Below are 22,553 nucleotides of genomic sequence, written 5' to 3'. Positions count from 1 at the left end.
AATAAAATGTTTATGCTAGTTAGCTTAATTAATCTAAGCGCTGAGCATATCTGCTAGAGATAGGTTTATTGTCCACAGTGCAGTTTAATCAAGTAAGCTGTTTTAGGTATTAGTGCAAGTTGATATGGTTAGGGTTACTCTATTTTAGGTAAAAATAATGCACTAATGGCGCCACAAAAACCAAGCAGGCTGTAGAGCAAAATAAGTTCAGCGGTAGATAAAAAGCTCTCAAGTAATCCAATGCTGCCTAACAGGAGTAAAAGCACGCCAATAACCGTGTTACTTACTGCAACATAGTCGGTGCGCTTGTTTCCTTGTGCCATATCGACTAAATACGTTTTGCGGCCAAGGCGAACACCTTGGTGAGCAACAGAGAGTAAAAAGTAAAGCGTAGGCAGCAGCCACCAAGCACTCAATAAATGGTTAAACCACGTTGCAATAACAAATACCGTTAAGCCATTAAGAGTTACAAGCATGGCACTAAGCACTAAAACTCGTTGGCTTGATAGGTCGCTTAATCGCCCCCAAATTGGCGCGGACACTAAACTGGCTAACCCCGATACAGCAATAAATGTTGCAAGTAACGAAAACTCAAACGATTGGCGACTCGCTAAAATAATATAAAATGGCGCGCTTAAAGCTGAGCACAATAAAAAAGCACGTGTGACAACAAAGTGGGCAAATTGCTTATCTTGGTAAAGGAGTTTAAGTTTTGTAAATGCATGCAGTAGCCCGTTTTTCCCACCGTCGGTAGCCCCTTTGTATTCATTTATGCGGCTATAAAAAAAGGCCGCCACAATCCACATTATTGCGCCCAATACCAAGGCAATTAATACTGTGTTTTGTTCTTTCTGCTGTGAAAAAAACCACATCAGTAGTCCAAAGGTTAGGGTTGCCAAACCTGCAATACTTGCCGCTAAGCCGCTAATATTGCCTCGCTGTTTTTTGGGGATCACTTTACCCAGTACATCTTTTGCTGCTACTGAATTAAAGCCTCGTGCTAAACTAAATAATATTAACAAACCTAAAATAGCGAAGCCTGCTTGTTTTCCCTCTAATACAAAAGCAACGCCTACCATGGCTAATATACATATCGATTGCGCAATAGCGCCAATTACCCACACCCATTTACGAACAGATAATTTGCGGATCACATCGGCAATAGCCAACTGCGGAAGTAAAGAGCCAGACTCCCTTATTGGCACAAGCCACGCTATAAAGCTGCCAGGTACGTTTAAGCTATGCATTAACCAGGGAAGCGTAACTTTGGGATTGAGTAGTGCGTCTGCAAACTTACTAAACAGCTGGCTTAGTAATAAAGTAATGAAGTTACCGGGCACCTCTTTACATGCAGACTCATCAATTTCCTTGCAAGCTTTAGCATCTTCTTCATTGTTAAGGCGCTTATAAATTTGCTCTTTTGTTAGTTTGACCACGGCTTTACACTGCTTTTAGGTAAGTAAATTTATACTAGGTTGATATGTTTAAATATTCTACTTTCAGGCAGGGTAATGTGATCATTTTAGTAGCGCCATATTTATAGCGGACATAAAAAACCAGCATTTAAGCTGGCTTTTTTGATGCATTCTAGTACTTTATTTAAAGTCGTCTGCGCTATGTCGCTCGGCTAACTGTTCTTCCTCGGGCCCCCATGTGCGATTAACACGACGACCTCTTTTAACCGCTGGACGCTCAGCAATTTGTTTGGCCCATCTAACAACATGCGTATAAGAGGCAACGTCTAAAAACTCAGCAGCATCGTACAAGTCGCCTAAAACAAGTGAGCCATACCAAGGCCAAATAGCAATGTCGGCAATTGAATATTCATCACCTGCCATATAGTCGTTATTGCTTAAATGCTGATTAAGTACATCGAGTTGGCGTTTGGTTTCCATAGTAAAGCGGTCAATGGGGTATTGCATTTTACTTGGCGCATAGCTATAAAAGTGGCCAAAACCGCCACCTAAGTAGGGTGCAGAGCCCATTTGCCAAAATAACCAGTTACGGCACTCGGTTTTTGCTACAAGGCTTTTGGGTATAAGTGCGTCAAACTTTTCACCTAAATATTGTAAAATAGAGCCAGACTCAAATACACGAGTTGGCGGTGTTGTTGAGTGATCGAGTAACGCAGGAATTTTTGAGTTTGGATTAATATCAACAAAGTCAGAACCAAACTGATCTCCCTCGCCAATATTAATTAGATAAGCATCGTATTGCGCATCATTAAGGCCAAGCTCTAAAAGTTCTTCAAACATAATAGCGGCTTTTTGGCCATTAGGCGTTGCCAGCGAGTACAGTTGAAATGAATGCTCGCCAATAGGCAAGGTTTTGTCATGAGTTGCCCCAGCTATGGGTCTATTAATACTGGCAAACTTACCGCCACTTTCACTTTCCCACGTCCACACTTTGGCTGGTGTGTAATTGTTTGTATCGCTCATAAATAACCTCACTGTTAGATTGATTCACTTAAAATAGTTTTTTATAAACCTTTTTGTCTATCTGCTTTTGCTAATTTATAACCTAAAAACAACCCGCTTAGGGCTCCGAATAAGTGGCTTTCAAACGAAATATGAAAGCGTTGCGGCAATACGCCCCAAATAAATCCGCTATAAAGTATGGCAACAACGATAGCGATTACGATTGATTTTAGCGAACGCCTGACCACGCCATAGCAGAGAATAAAACCCCACAACCCGTATATTACGCCGCTCAAACCAACATGAAGGCTACTACGGCCAAATGCCCAAACTAATAACCCGCCCAAAAGTGCGGTGAAAATAAATACAGAGTAGAACCGTTTAACACTGTATTGACAAATGAGCCAGCTGAGCACCGCAAAAGGCAGCATGTTACTGGCAAAGTGCCACCAGCTACCGTGTAAAAAGGGAGCGCAAAGTATGCCTATTAAACCTTGTATGCTGCGCGGGTAAATACCTAAACCATTAAGGTTTATACCAGGAAGGCTATTAATAACTTGAAGTACAAAGCAAGCAGCGACAATGCTAAATATAGCAAAGCGAGTCGTTGTTAGTAATGACAGAGACGTAGGCTTGGTTGTCATAAATTTCCCTAATTGACCTTAAACAGTTGCCAGTATAGGAATTGTATTTGGTAATGAAAAGCAAATAAAAAGCACAGCTCAAATGCTGTGCTTAATTAAGGCCGCGTTGGCCTTTAGTATTTAAATGCTATTAACCCAATTTAGTTAATAGTTTTTTAGCAGCAAGCTCTGAGCTTGCAGGGTTTTGACCCGTAATCAGCAAACCGTCTTCTAGGGCAAGTACACCCCAATCTTCAGTTTTTTGGTAATCGCCACCTTTTTTGATTAGCTCGTCTTCCACTAAAAAAGGAACTACGTCGGTCAGTTGTACAGCTTCTTCTTCACTGTTGGTGAAACCAGTTACTTTTTTACCTGCTACCAATGCGTTGCCGTCTGCATCTTTAACATTTAAAAACACAGCACTTGCGTGACAAACGCCAGCAACTGGTTTTTCTTCTTTAACAAAACTTTCAATTAGTGATACAGAATCGGTGTTATCTACTAAATCCCATAATGGGCCGTGGCCGCCAGGGTAAAATACTGCGTCGTAATCACTTGAGTTTACTTCGCTTAGTGCATGTGTGTTGGCCATTAGCGCTTGTGCTGCGCTGTCTGCATCGTAACGTTTAGTTGCATCGGTTTGAAAATCAGCAAGTGTGCTTGTAGGGTCAATTGGCGGTTGGCCACCAGCAGGAGATGCAAGTGTCACTTCAGCGCCAGCATCAACAAATGCATAGTAAGGTGCTGCAAATTCTTCAACCCAAAAACCGGTTTTTTCACCTGTGTTACCAAGATCCGCATGTGAAGTAAGTACCATAAGTATTTTTTTAGCCATAACTATATTCCTTCGATAATTGAGTTAATTAGTATTTGGTATTCACCAAACTCGTATTATTACTATATGCATTTAAATTACTTTAAACAACGATGATAAATTTGACTTTATTGGTTTAATAATTGATACAATGAATGGGTTGAATTTTAACTAGGCGGAAAAGCCATGAAAGTGTCATTCGAGCAATTAAAAAGTATGGTGGTGTTTGCACAAATTGTAGAGCAGGGAAGTTTAACAGCCGCCGCTAAGCAATTAGGTTTAACACGCGCTGTGGCAAGCTATCACTTAAAAAAATTAGAAACCCAGCTTGAAGTTACACTTTTAAACCGCTCTACTCGCACAATGACACTTACAGAGGCCGGTATAGCGTACTACGAGCGTTGTCGCGTTATTACTGAGCAAGCCAATGCCGCTAATCAACAAATAGAGAATATAAAAAGCGAGCCGCAAGGTTTACTTAAAGTGAGTTGCCCCGTTAATGTGGGTATGCAATTGATTGTACCCGCTATAAATACGTTTAAGCGCCAATATCCAAAAATTGAAATCGACCTACAGCTAACCGACGACGTAGTAGATATAATAAAAAATGGTTTTGATATTGCCATTCGTGGTGTTGCGTTAAGTGACTCAAACTTACAAGCGACAAAACTGACCACAATGAGTACCTGTATTTGTGGCTCTTCAGATTACTTTAACTATTTTGGTAAACCTAAAACGCCAGCTGATTTAAAAGCGCATAAATGGGTTGTGTATCAGTTGGGGAGTAAAACTTTAACGCTACAAAAAGATGGTAAAAAGCACGACATTACAATGCAAGGTGGTTTAAGCACAAATAATGCGGCAGCACGCACGGCATTTGTAGAGGCAGGGCATGGTCTTGGCCGTATTCCCTTATATGATGCCTGGCCAAAGGTGCAAGCTGGGCTACTAGAGATCATATTAGACGATTACAAAACTAAAGATATTGAGCTTTACGGGGTGTTTCCGCCAGGTGCTACAGGCTCTAAAAAACTTAGGTTATTTATTGATTATTTAAAAGCGTACTTTGTAAAGCAGCATACCGCGCTGGGTATGCTGAAAAGTACTTAGTAAGACGTTTTTTAAGTGTTTATAAAGTGCGATTAAATAGCGTCACGGCTTGTTGGTACATTGCGATTGCCAATGCACCGTCGTATCGCTCACCTTCATCACGTATAAAGGCATGTTGCGCGTTAACTTCTTGCCACTGGTAGTTAATGCCTGTCGTTACACATTGCTGATAAATTTTACTGCGTCCTTCTTGTGGTACATGAGGGTCTTGTTTACCCCAAATAAAATGTATTTCACCTTGTATATCGGCCATGCGCTCAAATGAATTGTTTCCTTCTTGAGCTGGTAATGTATTGCTGTGAATATCCGTTGCGTATAAGCAAAACGCTGCTTTAATTTGGGGATTAAGTGCAGCTCTATAAGCTAAATGTCCGCCAATACATACACCCATCGCCCCCACTGAACCTGAGCAATACTGCTGCGATTTTACAAAATCGATTAATGTTTGTGTGTCGCTATCGTGATGCTCAAGCGGTTTTTTCCACTTATCCGCATTGCCTTTGTCTTTACCTGCATCATCGTAAGCAAGTACAGTTCCGATAGGGTTTAACTCATGAAATACCTCAGGCACGAGTACAACAAAACCATGGCTTGCCAAAAGTGCGGCACTTCGAGCAATAGGAGCCGTTTGCTGAAAAATCTCAGAATAAAAAACAATGGCAGGAAACTGCCCATCGGCTTGTGGACGATACACTGTGGTTCGCATTAGGCCTGTTGGCGTTGTTAAGTCGGTATTATGTTGTTGGATGATCATAAAAGCGCTCAGTTAAAAAGGTTTGGTAATTTCTTTATGGTAACTGAGCGCAGCAGAATAAACGACCGCTGAAATGCGTTTTTAAATGCTAGCTGGCATTTTATTACAACTTGCGTAGTAGCTTACCGTGGCCGGCCAATCAGAAAATATACCCATTACACCCACTTGTTTTGCTAAAACATCAACTACAGTCATCATATCGCCATCGTTATTGATTACATCAGCAATTGACTGATAATAATAACCACCCCCTTCATTTAGCGGCCCTGAGCGCTCAAGGCTCCATGCTATGAGCTTCAAACCTGCCGCTTTTGCTTCGATTGCGTATTGTGAAGGAACAATATTGTTATCGTTATCGATGGTAAGCATCATCCAAATGGGAGGCGCAAGTATTTTAACGTCGTCAGCAACCAGTTCAGCCATGCTTGGTTGCCATGTTGCTGGATTGCTCGGGTCAAAACCAGCTTCACTATCGCGACCATCTAAATAAACACTTTGATCTGCAAATTCAGGGTTGGTGTTAATCCAATATTTAACATCGTCTAAATTAAACGATTGTGGGTATACCTGATTTGCGGGGACATCTAATTGCGTGTATTCATCAAGCATTTTTTGTGCGTATTGTTCTTGGCTCATACCATCAAAAGGCATGCTAACTTGAGGCGACTTAAGCTCTGGGGTCATTTTTACACCCAACTCTTTAAATAACTCAATACTTTGCTTGTGGGTTAATAGCGTTCCTGTTTTTGAGTATAAATCGGTACGCCAATTTGGGGTGCCGTCAAGGTATTCTGCCACTGTGGTGGCTTTAGGATTCGCACCATCCATTTTTCCTTCAAGGGTTAAAAATTCGCTCAGGCTAATATCGCTTGTACAGCACTTTGCTGAGGCCGGAGTCCCAGTATTTGGATCGGCTGGGGTAAATGGCACACTGCATTTGGCGGCAAGTTCTGGGATAGCTAAAATGTTAGTGGTGGTATGTAAGTCACATTGTGAGTGGCGACACACTAGTTCTTTATCGTTTGTAAACGTTACATCGCACTCTACAATACCTGCGCCCATTCGCGCTGCTGCAATATAAGATTCTTTAGTGTGTTCAGGGTATTGCATTGGGGCACCGCGATGCCCAATTGAAAAGTCTGTCTTATAAAATGGGCCATCTTGGCATGATGCTAATTGTGTTTTTAACTCGCTTGGCGCCATGTCGTTAATTAAATAATCAGGGCGTGTGCCAAGTTGAACATTGCTACCTTGGGCCACTTCTACAACGACTGGCGTGGGTACTTCTACAATTTCAACTTCAGTGTTAGTTACTAAAACGTCTTTTTCGACTACTTTAACTTCATCGTCACAACCGGTAAGTGCAACAATTAGAAGGCAACTGGCAGATAAGGTAATACGCTTCATTGTTTATCCTTAAAAAATAAAAGTTGCACTACCTTAGTAACTCTTAATGACAATTAAACGACAGAAAAGTGAACTTATTTTTTCGTCATTATCTGATTAACCACTAACGCTAAAAGCATTATTGCTGCACCAATACTTAGCCTAAAAATATCGGCATCTCTATTCCAAATAACAATATTAACAATAATACCGGCAGGGATGAGTAAGTTATTCATGACCGCCAACGCCCCAACATTGACAAGCGTTGCGCCTTTATTCCATAAAAAATAACCCAAGCCTGAGGCCACTATTCCTAAATAAATTAAAATCCCCCATTGTGTATTTGTGTTTGGCAGCTTGCTCGGGTTACCAAATAATGCGTAACATAAGCCTGCAACAATAAGGGCGCCAATAAAAAACCAGCTAAATGCCGCCTTGTCGTCAAGCTGCTTGCCTTGCATTAACCGTTTGTAAGTAACTTGCCCAGTTGCAAAACTTAAATTGGCTCCTTGTACAAGCAACAGCCCTAGCCAAAAGTCATTGTCGAGATTTTCATAACGAATTGCTACTGCACCCAGCACGGCAATTAAGGCAACAATAAAAAATTGCGGATTAAACTGTTTGTTAAGGGTATCGTTTAATAAAGTAATATAGAGCGGCGTCATAACCGTAAAAAGCAATACTTCAGGGACGCTTAAAAACAAAAATGAGTGGTAGTAAAAACTGTACATAACCCCCAGTTGCACAGCGCCTATTAACATAAGCTTGATTGCGGTGGCGGGAGGAAGGCGTTTGATAAATGGTAAAAATACCAATGTAGCTAGCGCAACACGGATTAATACGCTAAACCATGCATCAACGTGCCCAGCTAAATATACGCCAATTAAACTAAACGAAAATGCCCAAAGTAGGGTCACTGCAAATAAATAGCCCATAACCATCATTGTGTAATAACTAATTGGCTAAGTTTATCTGTTATAAATTAAGGTATAAACAATAAAAGCCCGCAAGCGGGCTTTTATATTAAAAATAATAAGTTAAGTTATTATTCTACCAAACCGCGGCGCTTAAGTAGTGCGTCGGTTGTTGGTTTTTGACCTCTAAACTCAATGTAGCTTTGCATTAAGTCACGGCTATTACCTTTTGATAGGATTTCTTTACGGAAGTTATCGCCGTTTTCACGTGTTAAACCACCGTTGTTTTCCATGTGTGCAAATGCATCGGCTGCAAATACTTCAGTCCAAAGGTATGCGTAGTAACCCGCAGAGTAACCGCCGGCAAATGTATGGCTAAAGTAGTTTGATTTATAACGCGGTGGTACAGGGTAGTAATCAATACCATGAGCTTTTAGCGCTGCGTTTTCAAACTCTTGAACATCATTGATTTTCTTATCTGAACCAAATGAATGCCATTCCATATCCAGTAAAGCAGCCGCTAAATATTCAGTCGTACCAAAACCTTGGTTGAATTTTTGCGATGCTAATACTTTATCAAGTAATGCTTGTGGAATTGGCTCACCTGTTTTGTAGTGCTTAGCGTAATTAGCAAGTACGCTAGGCTCAATCATCCAATCTTCATGTGCTTGAGATGGAAATTCAACAAAGTCACGCGCTGTTGCAGTGCCAGCAAGGCTTGGGTATTTAACATCTGAGAATAAACCGTGAGCCGCATGACCAAATTCATGGAACATAGTCGACACTTCGTCAAAGGTCATAAGCGTTGGCTCGCCTTCAGCAGGCTTTGGAATATTTTGCGCGTTATAAATAACAGGTTTAGTGCCTTTTAAGCCGCTTTGGCTTACGTATGCACTCATCCATGCGCCGCCACGCTTGCCTTCACGTGCGTATGGGTCCATGTAAAATAAACCAATTGCACTGCCGTCAGCGTTAAATACTTCATAAACGGTTACATCTTCGTGGTAAACCGGTAAGTCTTGACGTTCTTTGAACGTAATACCGTATAGTTTATTCATCGCAAAGAATAAACCATCGTTAATTACTGAGCTCATTTCAAAGTAAGGTTTAACTAACGCAGGGTCTAGGTCATATTTTTCAGCACGTACTTTTTCAGCGTAAAATGCCCAATCCCAAGGTTTAAGTTCGAAGCTTTCGCCCGAATCATTAATTACTTTTTGGATAGCTGCTGCTTCAATTTTTGCTTTTTCAACTGCTTTAGGGGCAAGGTCATCTAAAATGCCGTATACATTTTCAGTTGTTTGCGCCATACGCGAGGTCATTACATACGAAGCCCAATCTTTGTAGCCTAAAAGCTCTGCTTTTTGTGCACGTAAGTTTGTTTCTTCAATGATGATAGGACCATTTGTTTGTGCTGCACGGTTTGCTGAGGCAGTAAAAATTTGCTCACGTAACTCGCGGTTTTCAAGGCTTGATAAAATAGGCTGTTGCGTGGTGTTCACAAGCGTGATCATGTAGCCTTCTTTGCCTGCTTTTTTAGCTGCAGCTGCTAGGCCTGCAATTTCACCTTCAGAAAGGCCTGCAAGTTTAGACTTGTCAGTAACAACAATTACATCTTCTTTAAATGATTTTAAAACGTTTTGCGAAAACGCAGTAGATAAGTTAGCAAGTTGTGCGTTAATTTCGCGCATTTTTGCTTTTTCTTCGTCATTTAATTTAGCACCGGCTTTTACAAACTGCTTGTAGTAAAAGTCAACAAGGCGTTGATCTTCAGCGCTTAGTGCTGCTTGGTTATCGTAGATTGTTTGAACGCGCTCAAATAAAGCACCGTTTAAATAAATGTCATCAGAGTGAGCCGATAATACTGGCGCCATTTTTTTACTAATGCGCTGATATTCGTCATCTGAAATTAAGCCCGATAAGTTATAAAATGCCGTTGATACACGGTTCAATAACTCACCAGATAGTTCCATTTCAACTAATGTGTTTTTAAATGTTGCTGGCTCTGGGTTATTAGCAATTGCTTGAATTTGAGCTGTATGCTCTGCAATACCCGCGTTGAATACAGCTTCGTAATCTTTAGTACCAAATTTATCAAACTCAGGTGCCATGTATTGTAAAGGACTTGGTTTGAATAACACATTGCTTGCGTTTACGTCTTGCACTTGTGCTGCGCTTTCTTTTGCCATTGTTTGTGTTTCTGATTTATTTTCTGAACAGGCAGATAGTAATAATGCACTAGCAATTGTAGTGGCGATTAGGGTTTTACGCATAATAACTCCATAGAAAGATTAGCCGGAATAGGCTTTTCGAGTCGAAAAACCCACTTAACTTACCAAATTTTGATTTATATACAATAAAGTTTATCGAGATTATGCAGGATTTAAACGCAAATTAGCTAAAAATAGATGTTTAGGTAGGTAAAAGTAGCTTGTGTTGTTTGTTTTTTGGTGGCACAAGTACTGCAAAATAACAAAGTGTAATTTTTAAAGTCAGTTAAATTGCATTGTGGCGTGCTAATGTTAGTTAATTAAAACACATTCACTCTATAATAATATTAAAGACCCCCTGATTGGAAAATAAATGAATTTAGAACAAATAAACGAAATCCTTTCTTTTGTTGTATTTAGTTACAACGATATACAACTCACAGTGGCAAAAATAATTCAGGTGCCGCTTATTTTATTTGCAATGTGGTTTGTGGTGACACACATTGGTAAGTTAATAAAAAGAACTTTACTCGCCAAAAAAATAAGCCAAGATGCTGTTCATTTATTTACGCGTATTTATTTTATTTTAAGTATCGCCATATTAGTTTTTACCTCGCTAGAAGTATTAAATATTCCATTGACGGCTTTTGCATTTGTATCGGGTGCTATTGCAATAGGTGTGGGGTTTGGTGCGCAAAATATAATTAATAATTTTATAAGCGGTTGGATATTAATGTGGGAGCGTCCTATTCGAATAGGTGACTTTTTAGAAGTAGGCAGTGCCAAGGGTGTCGTCGAAACTATTAATACACGTTCAACGCGGATTCGTCGAAATGATGGCGTACATATGTTGATCCCCAACAGCCAATTACTAGAAAACACCGTAACAAACTGGACGTTAATTGATGGGAATGCACGCTCGTCGGTAAGCGTAGGCGTTGCTTATGGTTCGGATGTAGTTTTAGTTAAAAAACTCATCCAACAGGTGCTTGATGAGCATAAAGCGATTTTAAAAACACCAAAATCGGCAGTGCTATTTGACGACTTTGCCGATAGCTCATTAGTTTTTAACGCTGTTTTTTGGGTATGTGCTGAATCTGAAACCATGCTTAGAACCGTGCGCAGTGATATTCGCTTTAGTCTGTACGATGTATTTGCGCAAAATAATGTAGTGATTGCGTTCCCTCAACGAGACATTCACATAGATGGAGAAATAGCCTTAAAACGAACGTGATAAAGCATTGAGGAAAAAACCGCCTAGTGCGGTTTTTTCTTCGTTAGCAAAAAGCGTACCTAAGTTAGGTTTTTAAGTTAAAACTTTAAAATTGCTACTTTATTTGCAGTTTTATTGATAAGGACATATGTCCTTATAATTGGGTTTTTACATCTAAAAAGTAATAAAAAGTCGCTATCTTGTGGTTAAATGTTGCAAAAAAGTTTCAGAAATTGAAAAGTTTTATGCAGTAAATTTATTACACAGTGGTATAATCTCTTACGTTCGTTCAGCCTTATTATTTCGTTTTTGTACTCTCGATAATGAGGTCCGCGCGCATATAGCCAAGTCGCGAAAAATTGTACGAGCCCGCAATGAATACATTGCGCAACACAAAAAACCGTTGAACAAGAGTGCATACAAAAGGTTAAAACCCGACATGAAAGCAATTAAAAAATCTGCAATAGCGACAATCATTAATGCCGCACTATTATCTGCTGCTGGCACTTCTGTTTCTTCATTTGCTGCTGAAGAAGAAACGGCTAAAAAAAATAACCAATTAGAAGTTATTCAAGTTACTGCGCGTAAACGTGTAGAAAATGCTCAAGAGGTTCCTGTAGCTGTATCTGCACTGCAAGGTGATAACCTTGATGCATACAGCTCGGCAGGCATGGATATTCGTTTTATGAACGCAAAAATTCCAAGCTTGTCTATCGAATCTTCATTTGGCCGTTCTTTCCCACGTTTTTACGTACGTGGTTTAGGTAACACAGATTTCGATTTAAATGCGTCTCAACCTGTATCGTTAGTAGTTGATGAAGTTGTTCAAGAAAATGCGATTTTAAAAGGCTTTCCTGTATTTGATGTTGAACGCGTAGAAGTATTACGTGGTCCGCAAGGTACTTTATTTGGCCGTAATACGCCTGCAGGCCTTGTTAAATTTGACTCAGTTAAACCTAGCCAAGAGTTTGACGGTTACGGTGCGGTTTCATACGGTAGCCGTGGCGCTGTAGATACTGAAGGTGCTGTAGGTGGTGCGTTAACAGATCGTTTATCTGCTCGCGTTTCATTATTATGGCAAGATAAAGATGATTACATTGATAACCAAGCACCTAATTTTGAAGCTAAAGATCAACAGGGCGGTTATACTGAAAAAGCAGCACGTATTCAGTTTTTATATGAAGGCGATGATTTTTCTGCTTTATTAAACTATCACACACGTGATTTAGATGGTTCACCTATCGCGTTCCGTGCAAATGTTATTGAGTCTGGTTCTAACGAATTAGTCGATAACTACGAGCACGATGTTGTATACCAAGATGCCGGTGCTCGTTCTACTCAACAAGTAGAATCTGAGGGTATGAGCCTAAGACTTGAATGGGAACTTAAAAACCACACTATAACGTCTATCTCTGCATGGGAAAGCGCTGAAATATACTCTCGTGGTGATATTGACGGTGGTTACGGTGCTGTTTTCCTTCCTGATTACATGGGCCCTGGCTTTATTCCATTCCCTTCAGAAAGTGCCGATGGTATTCCTGAGCAAGATCAAATTACTCAAGAGCTTCGTTTATCAAGTAACTTTGACGGCGACTTAAACTATCAAGTGGGCGTTTTTTACTTTGACGAAGAACTAACAATTGAAAACTTTAGCTATGACACGTTTTCATCACCGGCCGGCGCCTTAAATGGGTATGTTAAACAGCAACAAGATACAACTGCTTGGGCAGTATTTGGCTCTGTTGATTATGTTGTATCTGATGATTTAAAAATCACAGCGGGCCTTCGTTACTCTGATGATGAAAAAGATTTCTCTGCAGATCGAACACTTAGCCCTGTTGGCGGTGGTGCTTTATTTATCGAGCAAGATGTTAGCGATAGCCATGTAAGCTGGGATTTATCTGCAAACTACAAAGTAAACGAAGATGTAAACTGGTACAGCCGTGTAGCTAACACATTCCGTGCACCAAGCTTACAAGGTCGTATTTTGTTTGGTGATGAAGTAACAACCGCTGATTCTGAAACAGTGACTTCATTCGAAACAGGGATTAAATCAGATGTGCTAGACGGACAAGGTCGCGTAAACGCAACTGTGTTCTACTACACAATGAGCGATCAGCAATTGACTGCTGTAGGTGGTGGTGCAAACTTTAACCGCTTAATTAATGCAGACAAAACGACGGGCTACGGTTTTGAGTTAGACACTGAGTGGGTATTAAGTGATGAGCTTAATGCAACATTTAACTTAAGCTATAACAAAACTGAGCTTAAAGATAATGACCTAGCTGTAGCTGTGTGTGGCCAGTGTACTGTGACAGATCCAACTTTCCAAGTTGCAGGTCCTTTTGGTCCTGAAGCTCGTGCAATTTTAGACGGTAACAGCTTACCGCATGCACCAGAGTGGATTTCTAACTTTACACTTCGTTACACTAAAGAGCTTGAAGATGGTGATTTCTTTGCAAATGGTGACATTTCTTACCGCAGCAAAATCAACATGTTCTTATATGAATCTGTAGAGTTTGAAGGCAAGCCTTTAACTGAAGTTGGTCTTCGTGCAGGTTACAGATGGGCAGAAGGTGACTACGAATATGAAGTTGCTGGTTTTGTTCGTAACTTATTTGATGAGCAACAAGCAATAGGCGCTATCGACTTTAACAATAACACGGGTATTGTTAATGAAGAGCGTTATGTTGGTGCTGAATTTAAAGTTAAATTTTTCTAATTAATTGATTAGAAATTTACATTTAAAAGCCTGCCTTGTGCAGGCTTTTTATTTTGTGATCCCTTTTAGAGCTGTTAAAGTAGCGCATAATTGGTTTATTGATAGAGAAATATAATGGCTGGATTTTGGAATTACCGTGTGATTTTTTGTGAAGCAACAAAAGATGAAGCAGCGCAATATCAAATACACGAAGTAGAATATAACCTAAATGGTAAAGTAACTAACTGGTCAGAAACAGGCGCAGCACCGTTTGGTACAACCCTTGATGAGTTAAAAGATGACTCGGAGCGCTTAAAAACTGCTTTTGAAAAACCTGTACTTAAGGTGGTTCGTAAAGCCCGTGGCTATGAGTTAGTTGATATTGAAACCGGTGAAGAAGCTTTTGGTGAGCCGCCGGCGGGTTTAACCCAGTAATAATGAAAAAGGTGCTCTAGCACCTTTTTTTAGCACTTTAATTTAAGGAGAGATCATGAGCTTACAGGCCGTTTTATTTGATATGGATGGCACGCTAGTCGATTCAGAAGCGATGCATTTTGTATGTTGGAGCACATTGTTAGCGCCATTTGAGGTAAGTTATTTAGAAGATGAATTTTGTCAGCGGTTTTCAGGGCGTCCTACACTAGAAGCGGCAATTGAAATTAAAAGTGAGAATAATTTATCAGTCAGTGCTGAGTTTTTAGCTGCTGAAAAATATCGATTATTTGGTGAATACGTCAAAACGAACTTACCACCGCTTATGCCATATGTAGAACAAACGCTAAAAGCGGTTAAAAATAGTGGCTTAAAAATGGCGCTTGTCACCGGAAGTGCAACAAGCGAAGCTATGCCAATTCTAAAAGGATTAGGGTTTTATGAGCTGTTTGATACTCTTGTTACTAAAGACGATGTAATTAACCCTAAGCCTGCAGGCGACCCGTATCTACTCGCTTTAAAGCAAATAAACGTAAAGTCAGAAAATGCGATAGCCGTAGAAGATACATTTACAGGCGTAAGCGCCGCAAATAATGCAAGTTTAAGGGTGGTTGCTATTGCTAATAGCCACACCAAAGATCATGACTTTAGCAAAGCGACCTATTGCATGGGTGACCTTGATGAGTTTTGGCAATGGGTGCAATCTCAACTATAGTGTAAGTCACTATTACCTAGCTTGGATGCGCTAATGATTGCTATAAAATGGATGTTATTAATTACGATTATTTTGTTAAGCTGCTCGGCTTATACTTCTCAGCCTTCTGTATTATTAGCCAAAGTGTATGATGAAGAAAAGCACAATGATATTAGTGCGTATTTAGTCAGCGAAAAATTTGACGGTGTAAGAGCTATATGGACGGGCACACAGTTTGTTACTCGCAAAGGGAATATAATTAATGCACCACATTGGTTTACTACATCCCTGCCCAATACGTGGTTAGATGGCGAGCTTTGGAGCAAACGAGAACACTTTGCTGCATTAAGCGGTATAGTAAGAACTAAAATCCCAAATAACAAAGACTGGCAAGCCGTCACTTACAAGATATTTGATATGCCAGATAAAACCTTAGCTTTTAGCGAGCGTTATAAAAATTATTCCCAACTTGTTACACATATTAATCAGCCCCATATCCAAGCTGTTAAACAGCGTCGATTTAAAAATAACAAACAGCTTTCAGACTATTTTAATAACATAACTGCGCAGGGTGCTGAAGGCGTTATGTTGCACTTAGCTGATGCAAAACACAAAAGTGGACGAAGTGGTGCTTTGTTAAAGTTAAAGCCTTACCTTGATGCTGAGGCGGTTGTCATTGCTCATTTGCCGGGTAAAGGGAAATACACGGGGATGCTGGGTGCGCTGCGCGTTAAGTCAGCCTCTGGGCAGCTATTTTCAATTGGTACAGGATTTAGCGATGCACAACGTCAAAATCCACCGGCCATTGGTAGCACCGTTACCTATCGTTTTCATGGGGTGACTAAAAATGGCCTTCCTCGCTTTGCTAGCTTTTTAAGAGTGCGAGAAAGCATATAGCAATTTAAAAGTGATCTTAAATATGCTAAATTGCGCGGCCTTTTTGGTAATGTGTGGTGGTATATGTTTGTAGGTTTTGATTACGGTAGTTCAAATTGTGCTATGGGTGTAATGAACAATAATAATGTTCAGTTAGTGCCTTTAGAGCAAGGCAAGCATTACTTACCTTCTACACTTTATACGCATCACAGTGCTTTGGTGGTTGATTTTGTTGCTAAGCATTTGAAAGGAACCGCGCATGAACAAGATTTTAAATCTCAGCGCCAAGCCCTTTTAAACTCACTGCCTCGAATTAAATCAGACCTTGATTTACAACCTTCAGATGAGACCTTATTTATTGGTCGTGAAGCAATTAGTGAATACGTTCAATTTCCTGAAGAAGGATACTTTGTTAAGTCACCCAAATCGTTTTTTGGTGCAACCGGTTTAAAGCAAGGCCAAATTAACTTTTTTGAAGACATTGCAACGGCAATGATCTTAAAAATAAAACAACGCGCAGAGCAGTCTTTAGAAAAAGTACTTACTCAAACTGTTATTGGCCGGCCTGTAAACTTTCAGGCGGTAGGCGGTGAGCAGTCTAACCAGCAAGCTGTGGGTATTTTAGAGCGAGCTGCAAAACGTGCTGGCTTTAAAGACGTTAATTTTTTATACGAACCGCTAGCAGCAGGTATCGATTACGAAAGTGATTTAACACACGATCAGAAAGTGTTGGTTATAGACATTGGTGGAGGCACCAGTGACTGTTCATTTGTGCAAATGGGCCCCAGTTTTAGAGGAAATAGTCAGCGCGATAACGACTTTTTAGCTCACAGTGGTAAGCGTGTTGGCGGAAACGATTTAGATATTGCATTGAGCTTTCATGGTTTAATGCCTTTATTGGGGCTTGGCAGTACATTTAAATCGGGATTACCTTTGCCAAATCAGCCATTTTGGCAGGCATGTAAAATTAACGATGTTAATTTGCAAAGCCAATTTTACAGTGAAAGTCAGGCGCGAGAGCTTAATGCACAGTTGCGGGATGTAAGTGCACCAGATCTTTATAAGCGCTTAATTCACTTACAACAAAATAAGCAAGGGCATCAACTTGTTCAACAAGGTGAAGCCGCAAAAATAGCCCTCTCGTCAACACCTGACTTTAACTGTGACTTGCGCTTTTTAGATACTGAACTTAGTAAAAACTTATCTGTTCATGATTTATCGTTAGCTGTAGAAAGTAGTATTAGCCAAATAGTCACTTTGGCAAAACAAGCAATAAACGATGCACAAACAACACCAGACGTTATTTATTTAACGGGGGGCAGTGCGCAGTCTCCACTAATCAAAGCAGCACTTAGCGAGCACTTAGGTAATATTAATATGGTTAATGGTGACCATTTTGGTAGTGTAACTGCTGGCCTGACGAAATGGGCCAGCATGCTTTACAAGTAACTTAAAAGGCTTAAAGACTTATTTGTCGGGTTGCGAGGTATTTTTCGTAATCTGGCAAGGTACGCTCAAGCTCGTTTTCCATTAAAGGAGAACTTAACAGCATATCAGCACTTACCTCGTTACACGCTACAGGAATATTCCACACTGCCGCTAAGCGCAGTAATGCTTTTACATCAGGGTCATGAGGCTGAGAAGCTAAAGGGTCCCAAAAAAATATTAAAACATGAATTTCATGTTCTGCTATTTTTGCGCCCAATTGTTGGTCGCCACCCATTGGGCCACTTAAAAGCTGAACAACATCAAGCCCTGTACTTTTTTGAATTAAATGCCCCGTTGTACCTGTGCCGTATAAGGTGTGCTTGCTAAGTGTATTTTTATGTTTGTCGCACCACAGCTTTAGCGCGGCTTTTTTGCCATCGTGAGCAACAAGGGCAATATTTTTCTTTGCAGGGAGAGATTGCGTTTTTTGTTCCATATTAATTCTTTTTATTTGTGCCTAAATGCTCATAGTTACATCAACTGTTAGCAAAATTTAGGAAAGTTATAATAGTAGATTAATAGCGAGGGCAATAAATATCATTCCCGTTACTCTATCAATCCAAAGTTGACTGTTTGGATGCTGCCTAAAAAACTGTGCGATTTTGTCGCCAAAATAAATATACGTGCAGTCTATTGGAAAAGCAAAAATAGGGTATAGCAGGCCAAAAAATGCGAGCTGAAAAGTGGCTGATGATAAGCTCGGGTCTACAAACTGTGGAATAAAAGCAATAAAAAATAAAGCGACCTTAGGGTTAAGTACCTCGGTCATCATGGCTTGAAACATCACATTAGATTTTTTAGCGGTGCTTACGTGTGGCTTATCTTCACTTTGAGTTTGAGTGGCAGTAGCTGTGTTTTTTAGCGTGCTCTTTATCATCATAAAGCCCAAATAACACAAATAAGCTGCACCTGTATATTGAACAGCACTATAGGCAGCGGCTGATGCTTTTAAAATAGCACTTAAGCCTATTACGGCAAAAAAGGTATGCACAACACCACCTAATGCAAAACCAAACGCACTTTGCATACCCGCAGTACGGCCATTTGCAAATGTTTGTGCCATTAAAAACGCATTCGATGGGCCTGGGGCAACCGCCATTAAAAAACTAGCAATTAAAAAAGAGAAGAGAAAATCAGGGTTGATCATCATATACATGAATTAATTAAAGATAGTTGATGATACCAATCGTAATGATAAATAAAAAGCAGTCTATGGCTTACTGTATCACCGATATAGAGCTTGATTGACCTCTCACTACACAAGTTTCACTTGCTGCTTTTTAAGCGTCGTTTTTAAAGGGAGCGTGGGGAAAATAAGCCGTATTTTCCCATTAATAGTTTGTGTTTAATAAGGTGAATTATGAAAACTGCGCTTTGCGAAACAATAAATAGCTAAATGGGACCAATAATAAAAAGTGGACGCCAATTAATATAGGGGTCTGCAACTGTAAAAATTGAGTAATAAATACCAGCAAACTTGCCCCACTCATTTGCATTGCACCAAGCAACGCTGAAGCTGTGCCCGCTTGTTTAGGAAACAAGCTTAATGCTCGACCTGCTGCAGAGCCAAGAGTGAGCGCAAAACCAAATGCAGCCACAAACATGGGGATCATTAACGCCAAAGCCGATTTATATTGGCTAAACAGGAGCATAAGTAATCCCGAGCCAACCAATAGCAGTAACCCTATTTTTAAAGCGCGTTTGGGGTGGCGTTTAATGTACAGTGGCATAATAAAACTGGCAATAATGCTTAAAACGGCATTTAGTGAAAACCAAAATGTAAAATTAGCTACGCTTCCGCCAAGCTCAGTAATTATCCAGCCAGGTGCTAGGGTGACAAACACTAAAATAACCGACATAGTAACCATGCAAAGCAAGCTATTAAATAAAAATAGTGGCGTTGAAATAATAGGTATAAAGCGTCTTAAATCGAGAATATGCCCCTGATAAACGCTATCGGCTGGTCGTGTTTCTCTAAAAAAGAACAACGTAACAATAAAGCCTAACAATGCAAACCCAGTTAAAAATAAGAAGTTCATTTCCCAGCCAAACTTAACAGTTAACCAAGCACCTAAAATGGGCGCTAACGCAGGAATAAAGCACACAATGCCATTTAAGTAAGTAATAATTTGGCCGCTACGTTCGCTACCAAATTTGTCTCTTACAATAGCGAAAGCGACAACAAATGTGGCGCATGCACCTAACCCTTGTAATGCTCGAGCAGAAAGTAATACTTCAAACGAAGGGGCACAGTAAGCAAGTAATGCAGAGCCTGCATATAAGCTAATACCCACTAATGCGACAGGCTTTCGGCCAAATCTATCTGCTAATGGCCCTGCAATTAACTGACCTAGTCCAACGGTTAACATAAAAATGGCAACAGTTTGCTGCACTTGTTGCTCAGTCACTAAAAATTGCTCTGCTATGGTAGGAAAAGCGGGCAGATAAATATCAATAGCCATAGGGCAAAAAATAACGAGCAACGCTAAGATAAGTAATAAAGTTAGATTAGGTTTTGCGGGCTGTGTATGCATTGAGTCTCCTTTTTCGCGTATTTTAGGGGGGCACTCGTAAAAAAGAAAGGGCTTTTGGCCTATGCATACGTCGTCATTCGTATTTTTTGTTAAACACATAATAAAAGCAGTAATTAAAACGGCTTTTTTAAACTGGTCTGATGTGTTAGCGTTAATAAAGTAACTGTAACTGGATAATAAAAATGGCAAATCAATCACCACTAGTTAAAACGTGGCATAAATTTAAAAACTTACCCTTTGGCAATTGGCTTTTTACTAAAGCTGTTTGTTTTAAAGCACCTTACTTTGGCTCAATGAAGCCCTACGTATTAGACCTGCGAGAAGGGCACTGTAGTGCTATTGTTAAAAATCGTCGTAGTGTTCATAACCACATTGGAACCATTCATGCAATTGCGCAGTGTAATTTGGCTGAGTTATGTGCAGGGGTGATGGTTGACGCGACTGTACCGGTAAAAACCCATCGTTGGATACCAAAGGGAATGACCGTACAATATTTGGCAAAGGTTGATACAGACGTTACGGCTATTGCTGAAATTGATTTACCACGCCAGTGGATTGATAAAGAAGATTTAGTAGTACCAGTAAAGCTTTATAATACCCGCAACGAGCTCGTGTTCACTGCAGATATTACAATGTATATTACTGAGAAAAAATAGCCTACCGCTCGCTTTTATCCGTGGCTTGTTTATTTACAAACGACAAGCCGCTGTCATCTTCTTCAATCAGTGTTTTAACTTCTTTTTCAATTGGTTCAGCAGTTAACTCTACCGTCTCTTTTTCAGTGCGTTGCTTTAAGTTGCCTTCAATTATAGCGCCAGCATCTATACTCAATGAATCATGAAATACGTCGCCATGGACGTGAGCACCACTTTGTATTTTTACTTCACTTGCATTGATAGAACCAATAACAGTGCCTTTAACAACAATGCCTACTGCTTCAACAATTCCCTCAACTACACCGGAGGAGCCTATAACTAATTGCTCGGCTTTTATGTCGCCATCTATGCGACCATCAAGTTGAACCTCACCTTGGCTTATTAAAGTGCCAGTAAGGCGCACATCTTCAGAAATAATAGAAGGCGTATGATTAACCTTTCTTAGATTAGTACTTGTTGATTTTTTTCTACCGAACACGAGAAAGCGCCTTTGTTATTTTTAGAGGATTGACTTGTTCGCCATTAACCAATACTTCGTAGTGTAAATGAGTGCTAGTACTTCTACCAGTGCTCCCCATTAAACCAATTACATCGTGCTTGGCAATGTGCTGGCCTTTTTTTACTTTTATTTTATTTAAATGGCCAAAGCGAGTTACTAAGCCATTTTTGTGTTCAAGTTCAATAAAGTTACCATATCCGCCATTACGCCCTGCACGAAGAACCACAGCGTCGGCCGGAGCAAAAATTTCGGTTTTGTGCCAACCCGCTAAGTCTACGCCTTTGTGAAATGCTCGGCGATTATTCATTGGGTCTTTGCGTAAGCCAAAGCTACTTGAAATATAATATTTTGCAGCGGGTAAGGGCAGGGTGTTAGGTAATTCAGTTAATAAATTTTCTAGATTATTTAACGCGACTAACTTATCAACTATAGCCAAAAAATGACCGGGTATATTTGTTTCATCGAATACATCAAACGGGCCACCTTGAGCAATATGCAAAGAGTTAATTGCTAGGTGTTCTTCCAAAGCGGCATCAAGGCCTGCGCCTTTAAGCATGGCTAAAATAGCGTTATGTCGTTCGTTTATTTTTTTGTCTAGGTAATTAAAGCTTTGTTCGTATTGCTCATTTAAATGTGCCAAACGTGTTTCAAAACTAATAGGCTTACCTAAATCAACTTGCTTAGCATTTGGGTCTTCATCTACTAAAGGTTCATGAAATTCGCTTTTATTTTCGTTAATAGGTGACTCAAGCTCTTCACCTAACTGAATAACGTCTTGACTGATTGAAGCAGGTAAAGATTCGATCATGCTTTGAAGTAGCGCTTGTTTTTGTTCAAGAGTTACTAGCTGTTTGAGTTGTTGCTCGTGAAGACGTTGTTGCTCGCTAACTTTTTGTTCCCATAGTGCTTGTTTGTTAAGCTGATTTTTTTCTATGTCAGAGATATGGTTAGTTTGTGTGTATACACGAAAGCTAGAAATGCTCACCCAGACAAGTGTTGCTAAAATAAGCACTATTGCAAAAAGTTGTAACCAAGGCGCTAAAACAACATGCTTAACCTCGCCATTTTGACGAATAAGGAGTTGGCGAGCTGGAAAAAGTTTTTTGTAAGACTTTATAAATACTGACATGGCATATAAACACTGGCTACTAACCGGAATAATGTATCAATCTGAGCTTAAAAAGCCAGAAAAAAATTGTAACTGTTCAAAAATTAATAAAAAAGGGCTGCTT

General features: G+C 40.0%; 21 protein-coding genes. 8 read left to right on the top strand and 13 right to left on the bottom strand.

The window, feature by feature from the left end:
- Positions 1-134 precede the first annotated feature (134 nt).
- The 4 genes from CWB65_RS02080 to CWB65_RS02065 all read right to left on the bottom strand — a co-directional run bounded on the left by CWB65_RS02080 (position 135) and on the right by CWB65_RS02065 (position 3,875).
- Positions 135-1,436 (bottom strand): MFS transporter, encoded by a 1,302-nt coding sequence (locus tag CWB65_RS02080; protein ID WP_008132293.1) that lies wholly within the window; start codon positions 1,434-1,436, stop codon positions 135-137.
- 159 nt (positions 1,437-1,595) lie between these two features.
- On the bottom strand, positions 1,596-2,438 hold the full coding sequence (yghU, locus tag CWB65_RS02075) for a glutathione-dependent disulfide-bond oxidoreductase (protein WP_008132291.1): 843 nt from the start codon (positions 2,436-2,438) through the stop codon (positions 1,596-1,598).
- A 41-nt stretch (positions 2,439-2,479) separates the two neighbouring features.
- Complete coding sequence (locus CWB65_RS02070) at positions 2,480-3,061, bottom strand: rhomboid family intramembrane serine protease (RefSeq protein ID WP_008132289.1); 582 nt, start codon at positions 3,059-3,061, stop codon at positions 2,480-2,482.
- Positions 3,062-3,191: 130 nt separating this feature from the next.
- A complete protein-coding gene (locus CWB65_RS02065) occupies positions 3,192-3,875 on the bottom strand; it encodes a type 1 glutamine amidotransferase domain-containing protein (RefSeq protein WP_006791436.1) in 684 nt (227 codons plus the stop codon).
- 165 nt (positions 3,876-4,040) lie between these two features.
- On the opposite strand from CWB65_RS02065, the gene CWB65_RS02060 reads away from it, so the two are divergent.
- Positions 4,041-4,964, top strand: coding sequence for a LysR family transcriptional regulator (locus CWB65_RS02060; protein WP_008132284.1), 924 nt, complete (start codon positions 4,041-4,043; stop codon positions 4,962-4,964).
- A 19-nt stretch (positions 4,965-4,983) separates the two neighbouring features.
- Here the strand turns inward: CWB65_RS02060 and CWB65_RS02055 are convergent, their stop codons facing one another.
- The 4 genes from CWB65_RS02055 to CWB65_RS02040 all read right to left on the bottom strand — a co-directional run bounded on the left by CWB65_RS02055 (position 4,984) and on the right by CWB65_RS02040 (position 10,291).
- Entirely contained in the window at positions 4,984-5,718 is a 735-nt protein-coding gene (locus CWB65_RS02055; RefSeq protein ID WP_138739772.1) for a dienelactone hydrolase family protein, read from the bottom strand.
- 81 nt (positions 5,719-5,799) lie between these two features.
- Positions 5,800-7,125 (bottom strand): glycerophosphodiester phosphodiesterase family protein, encoded by a 1,326-nt coding sequence (locus tag CWB65_RS02050; protein WP_138739771.1) that lies wholly within the window; start codon positions 7,123-7,125, stop codon positions 5,800-5,802.
- 74 nt (positions 7,126-7,199) lie between these two features.
- Positions 7,200-8,048, bottom strand: coding sequence for a carboxylate/amino acid/amine transporter (locus tag CWB65_RS02045; protein ID WP_138739770.1), 849 nt, complete (start codon positions 8,046-8,048; stop codon positions 7,200-7,202).
- Positions 8,049-8,149: 101 nt separating this feature from the next.
- A complete protein-coding gene (locus CWB65_RS02040) occupies positions 8,150-10,291 on the bottom strand; it encodes a M3 family metallopeptidase (protein WP_138739769.1) in 2,142 nt (713 codons plus the stop codon).
- Positions 10,292-10,601: 310 nt separating this feature from the next.
- On the opposite strand from CWB65_RS02040, the gene CWB65_RS02035 reads away from it, so the two are divergent.
- The 6 genes from CWB65_RS02035 to yegD all read left to right on the top strand — a co-directional run bounded on the left by CWB65_RS02035 (position 10,602) and on the right by yegD (position 17,593).
- The gene (locus CWB65_RS02035) at positions 10,602-11,462 is read left to right on the top strand and encodes a mechanosensitive ion channel family protein (protein ID WP_010557052.1); all 861 of its coding nucleotides are present in this window, start codon (positions 10,602-10,604) and stop codon (positions 11,460-11,462) included.
- A 418-nt stretch (positions 11,463-11,880) separates the two neighbouring features.
- Positions 11,881-14,163, top strand: coding sequence for a TonB-dependent receptor (locus tag CWB65_RS02030; RefSeq protein WP_138739768.1), 2,283 nt, complete (start codon positions 11,881-11,883; stop codon positions 14,161-14,163).
- A 114-nt stretch (positions 14,164-14,277) separates the two neighbouring features.
- Complete coding sequence (locus tag CWB65_RS02025) at positions 14,278-14,577, top strand: hypothetical protein (protein ID WP_006791428.1); 300 nt, start codon at positions 14,278-14,280, stop codon at positions 14,575-14,577.
- Between the two features lie 55 nt (positions 14,578-14,632).
- On the top strand, positions 14,633-15,289 hold the full coding sequence (locus tag CWB65_RS02020) for an HAD family hydrolase (RefSeq protein ID WP_010557054.1): 657 nt from the start codon (positions 14,633-14,635) through the stop codon (positions 15,287-15,289).
- A 33-nt stretch (positions 15,290-15,322) separates the two neighbouring features.
- The gene (locus tag CWB65_RS02015) at positions 15,323-16,165 is read left to right on the top strand and encodes a DNA ligase (RefSeq protein WP_138739767.1); all 843 of its coding nucleotides are present in this window, start codon (positions 15,323-15,325) and stop codon (positions 16,163-16,165) included.
- Positions 16,166-16,228: 63 nt separating this feature from the next.
- Positions 16,229-17,593, top strand: coding sequence for a molecular chaperone (gene yegD, locus CWB65_RS02010; RefSeq protein ID WP_008127536.1), 1,365 nt, complete (start codon positions 16,229-16,231; stop codon positions 17,591-17,593).
- Between the two features lie 10 nt (positions 17,594-17,603).
- Here yegD and CWB65_RS02005 read toward each other — a convergent pair whose 3' ends face one another.
- The 3 genes from CWB65_RS02005 to CWB65_RS01995 form a co-directional block, all read right to left on the bottom strand.
- Positions 17,604-18,068: a methylglyoxal synthase gene (locus CWB65_RS02005; RefSeq protein ID WP_006791424.1), complete on the bottom strand. Its 465-nt coding sequence runs from the start codon at positions 18,066-18,068 to the stop codon at positions 17,604-17,606.
- A 66-nt stretch (positions 18,069-18,134) separates the two neighbouring features.
- Positions 18,135-18,779, bottom strand: coding sequence for a LysE family translocator (locus CWB65_RS02000; RefSeq protein WP_138739802.1), 645 nt, complete (start codon positions 18,777-18,779; stop codon positions 18,135-18,137).
- A gap of 211 nt (positions 18,780-18,990) precedes the next feature.
- Entirely contained in the window at positions 18,991-20,166 is a 1,176-nt protein-coding gene (locus CWB65_RS01995) for a multidrug effflux MFS transporter (RefSeq protein WP_138739766.1), read from the bottom strand.
- A 182-nt stretch (positions 20,167-20,348) separates the two neighbouring features.
- Between CWB65_RS01995 and CWB65_RS01990 the strand changes: the two genes are divergently transcribed.
- Entirely contained in the window at positions 20,349-20,822 is a 474-nt protein-coding gene (locus CWB65_RS01990) for a hotdog fold domain-containing protein (protein WP_008127543.1), read from the top strand.
- A gap of 1 nt (position 20,823) precedes the next feature.
- On the opposite strand, the gene CWB65_RS01985 is transcribed toward CWB65_RS01990, so the two are convergent.
- Both CWB65_RS01985 and CWB65_RS01980 read right to left on the bottom strand, forming a co-directional pair.
- Positions 20,824-21,300, bottom strand: a complete 477-nt coding sequence (locus tag CWB65_RS01985) for a bactofilin family protein (RefSeq protein ID WP_008127546.1) — start codon at positions 21,298-21,300, stop codon at positions 20,824-20,826.
- Complete coding sequence (locus CWB65_RS01980; RefSeq protein ID WP_008127549.1) at positions 21,290-22,450, bottom strand: M23 family metallopeptidase; 1,161 nt, start codon at positions 22,448-22,450, stop codon at positions 21,290-21,292. The genes CWB65_RS01985 and CWB65_RS01980 overlap by 11 nt, the downstream gene beginning before the upstream one ends.
- Between the last annotated feature and the right edge of the window lie 103 nt (positions 22,451-22,553).

The sequence above is a fragment of the Pseudoalteromonas sp. S554 genome, assembly GCF_005930865.1.
In the GTDB taxonomy this organism is placed as follows: Bacteria; Pseudomonadota; Gammaproteobacteria; order Enterobacterales; family Alteromonadaceae; genus Pseudoalteromonas; species Pseudoalteromonas marina.
Note: the sequence above shows the minus strand (reverse complement) of the source record. Positions and strands in the feature narration are given on the sequence as shown.

Bases quoted from the DNA above. Each gene is read 5' to 3' on its own strand.
- yghU (WP_008132291.1), bottom strand. From the start codon at position 2,438: ATGAGCGATACAAACAATTACACACCAGCCAAAGTGTGGACGTGGGAA.
- CWB65_RS02070 (WP_008132289.1), bottom strand. From the start codon at position 3,061: ATGACAACCAAGCCTACGTCTCTGTCATTACTAACAACGACTCGCTTT.
- CWB65_RS02065 (WP_006791436.1), bottom strand. From the start codon at position 3,875: ATGGCTAAAAAAATACTTATGGTACTTACTTCACATGCGGATCTTGGT.
- CWB65_RS02060 (WP_008132284.1), top strand. From the start codon at position 4,041: ATGAAAGTGTCATTCGAGCAATTAAAAAGTATGGTGGTGTTTGCACAA.
- CWB65_RS02055 (WP_138739772.1), bottom strand. From the start codon at position 5,718: ATGATCATCCAACAACATAATACCGACTTAACAACGCCAACAGGCCTA.
- CWB65_RS02050 (WP_138739771.1), bottom strand. From the start codon at position 7,125: ATGAAGCGTATTACCTTATCTGCCAGTTGCCTTCTAATTGTTGCACTT.
- CWB65_RS02045 (WP_138739770.1), bottom strand. From the start codon at position 8,048: ATGATGGTTATGGGCTATTTATTTGCAGTGACCCTACTTTGGGCATTT.
- CWB65_RS02040 (WP_138739769.1), bottom strand. From the start codon at position 10,291: ATGCGTAAAACCCTAATCGCCACTACAATTGCTAGTGCATTATTACTA.
- CWB65_RS02035 (WP_010557052.1), top strand. From the start codon at position 10,602: ATGAATTTAGAACAAATAAACGAAATCCTTTCTTTTGTTGTATTTAGT.
- CWB65_RS02030 (WP_138739768.1), top strand. From the start codon at position 11,881: ATGAAAGCAATTAAAAAATCTGCAATAGCGACAATCATTAATGCCGCA.
- CWB65_RS02025 (WP_006791428.1), top strand. From the start codon at position 14,278: ATGGCTGGATTTTGGAATTACCGTGTGATTTTTTGTGAAGCAACAAAA.
- CWB65_RS02020 (WP_010557054.1), top strand. From the start codon at position 14,633: ATGAGCTTACAGGCCGTTTTATTTGATATGGATGGCACGCTAGTCGAT.
- CWB65_RS02015 (WP_138739767.1), top strand. From the start codon at position 15,323: ATGATTGCTATAAAATGGATGTTATTAATTACGATTATTTTGTTAAGC.
- yegD (WP_008127536.1), top strand. From the start codon at position 16,229: ATGTTTGTAGGTTTTGATTACGGTAGTTCAAATTGTGCTATGGGTGTA.
- CWB65_RS02005 (WP_006791424.1), bottom strand. From the start codon at position 18,068: ATGGAACAAAAAACGCAATCTCTCCCTGCAAAGAAAAATATTGCCCTT.
- CWB65_RS02000 (WP_138739802.1), bottom strand. From the start codon at position 18,779: ATGATCAACCCTGATTTTCTCTTCTCTTTTTTAATTGCTAGTTTTTTA.
- CWB65_RS01995 (WP_138739766.1), bottom strand. From the start codon at position 20,166: ATGCATACACAGCCCGCAAAACCTAATCTAACTTTATTACTTATCTTA.
- CWB65_RS01990 (WP_008127543.1), top strand. From the start codon at position 20,349: ATGGCAAATCAATCACCACTAGTTAAAACGTGGCATAAATTTAAAAAC.
- CWB65_RS01980 (WP_008127549.1), bottom strand. From the start codon at position 22,450: ATGTCAGTATTTATAAAGTCTTACAAAAAACTTTTTCCAGCTCGCCAA.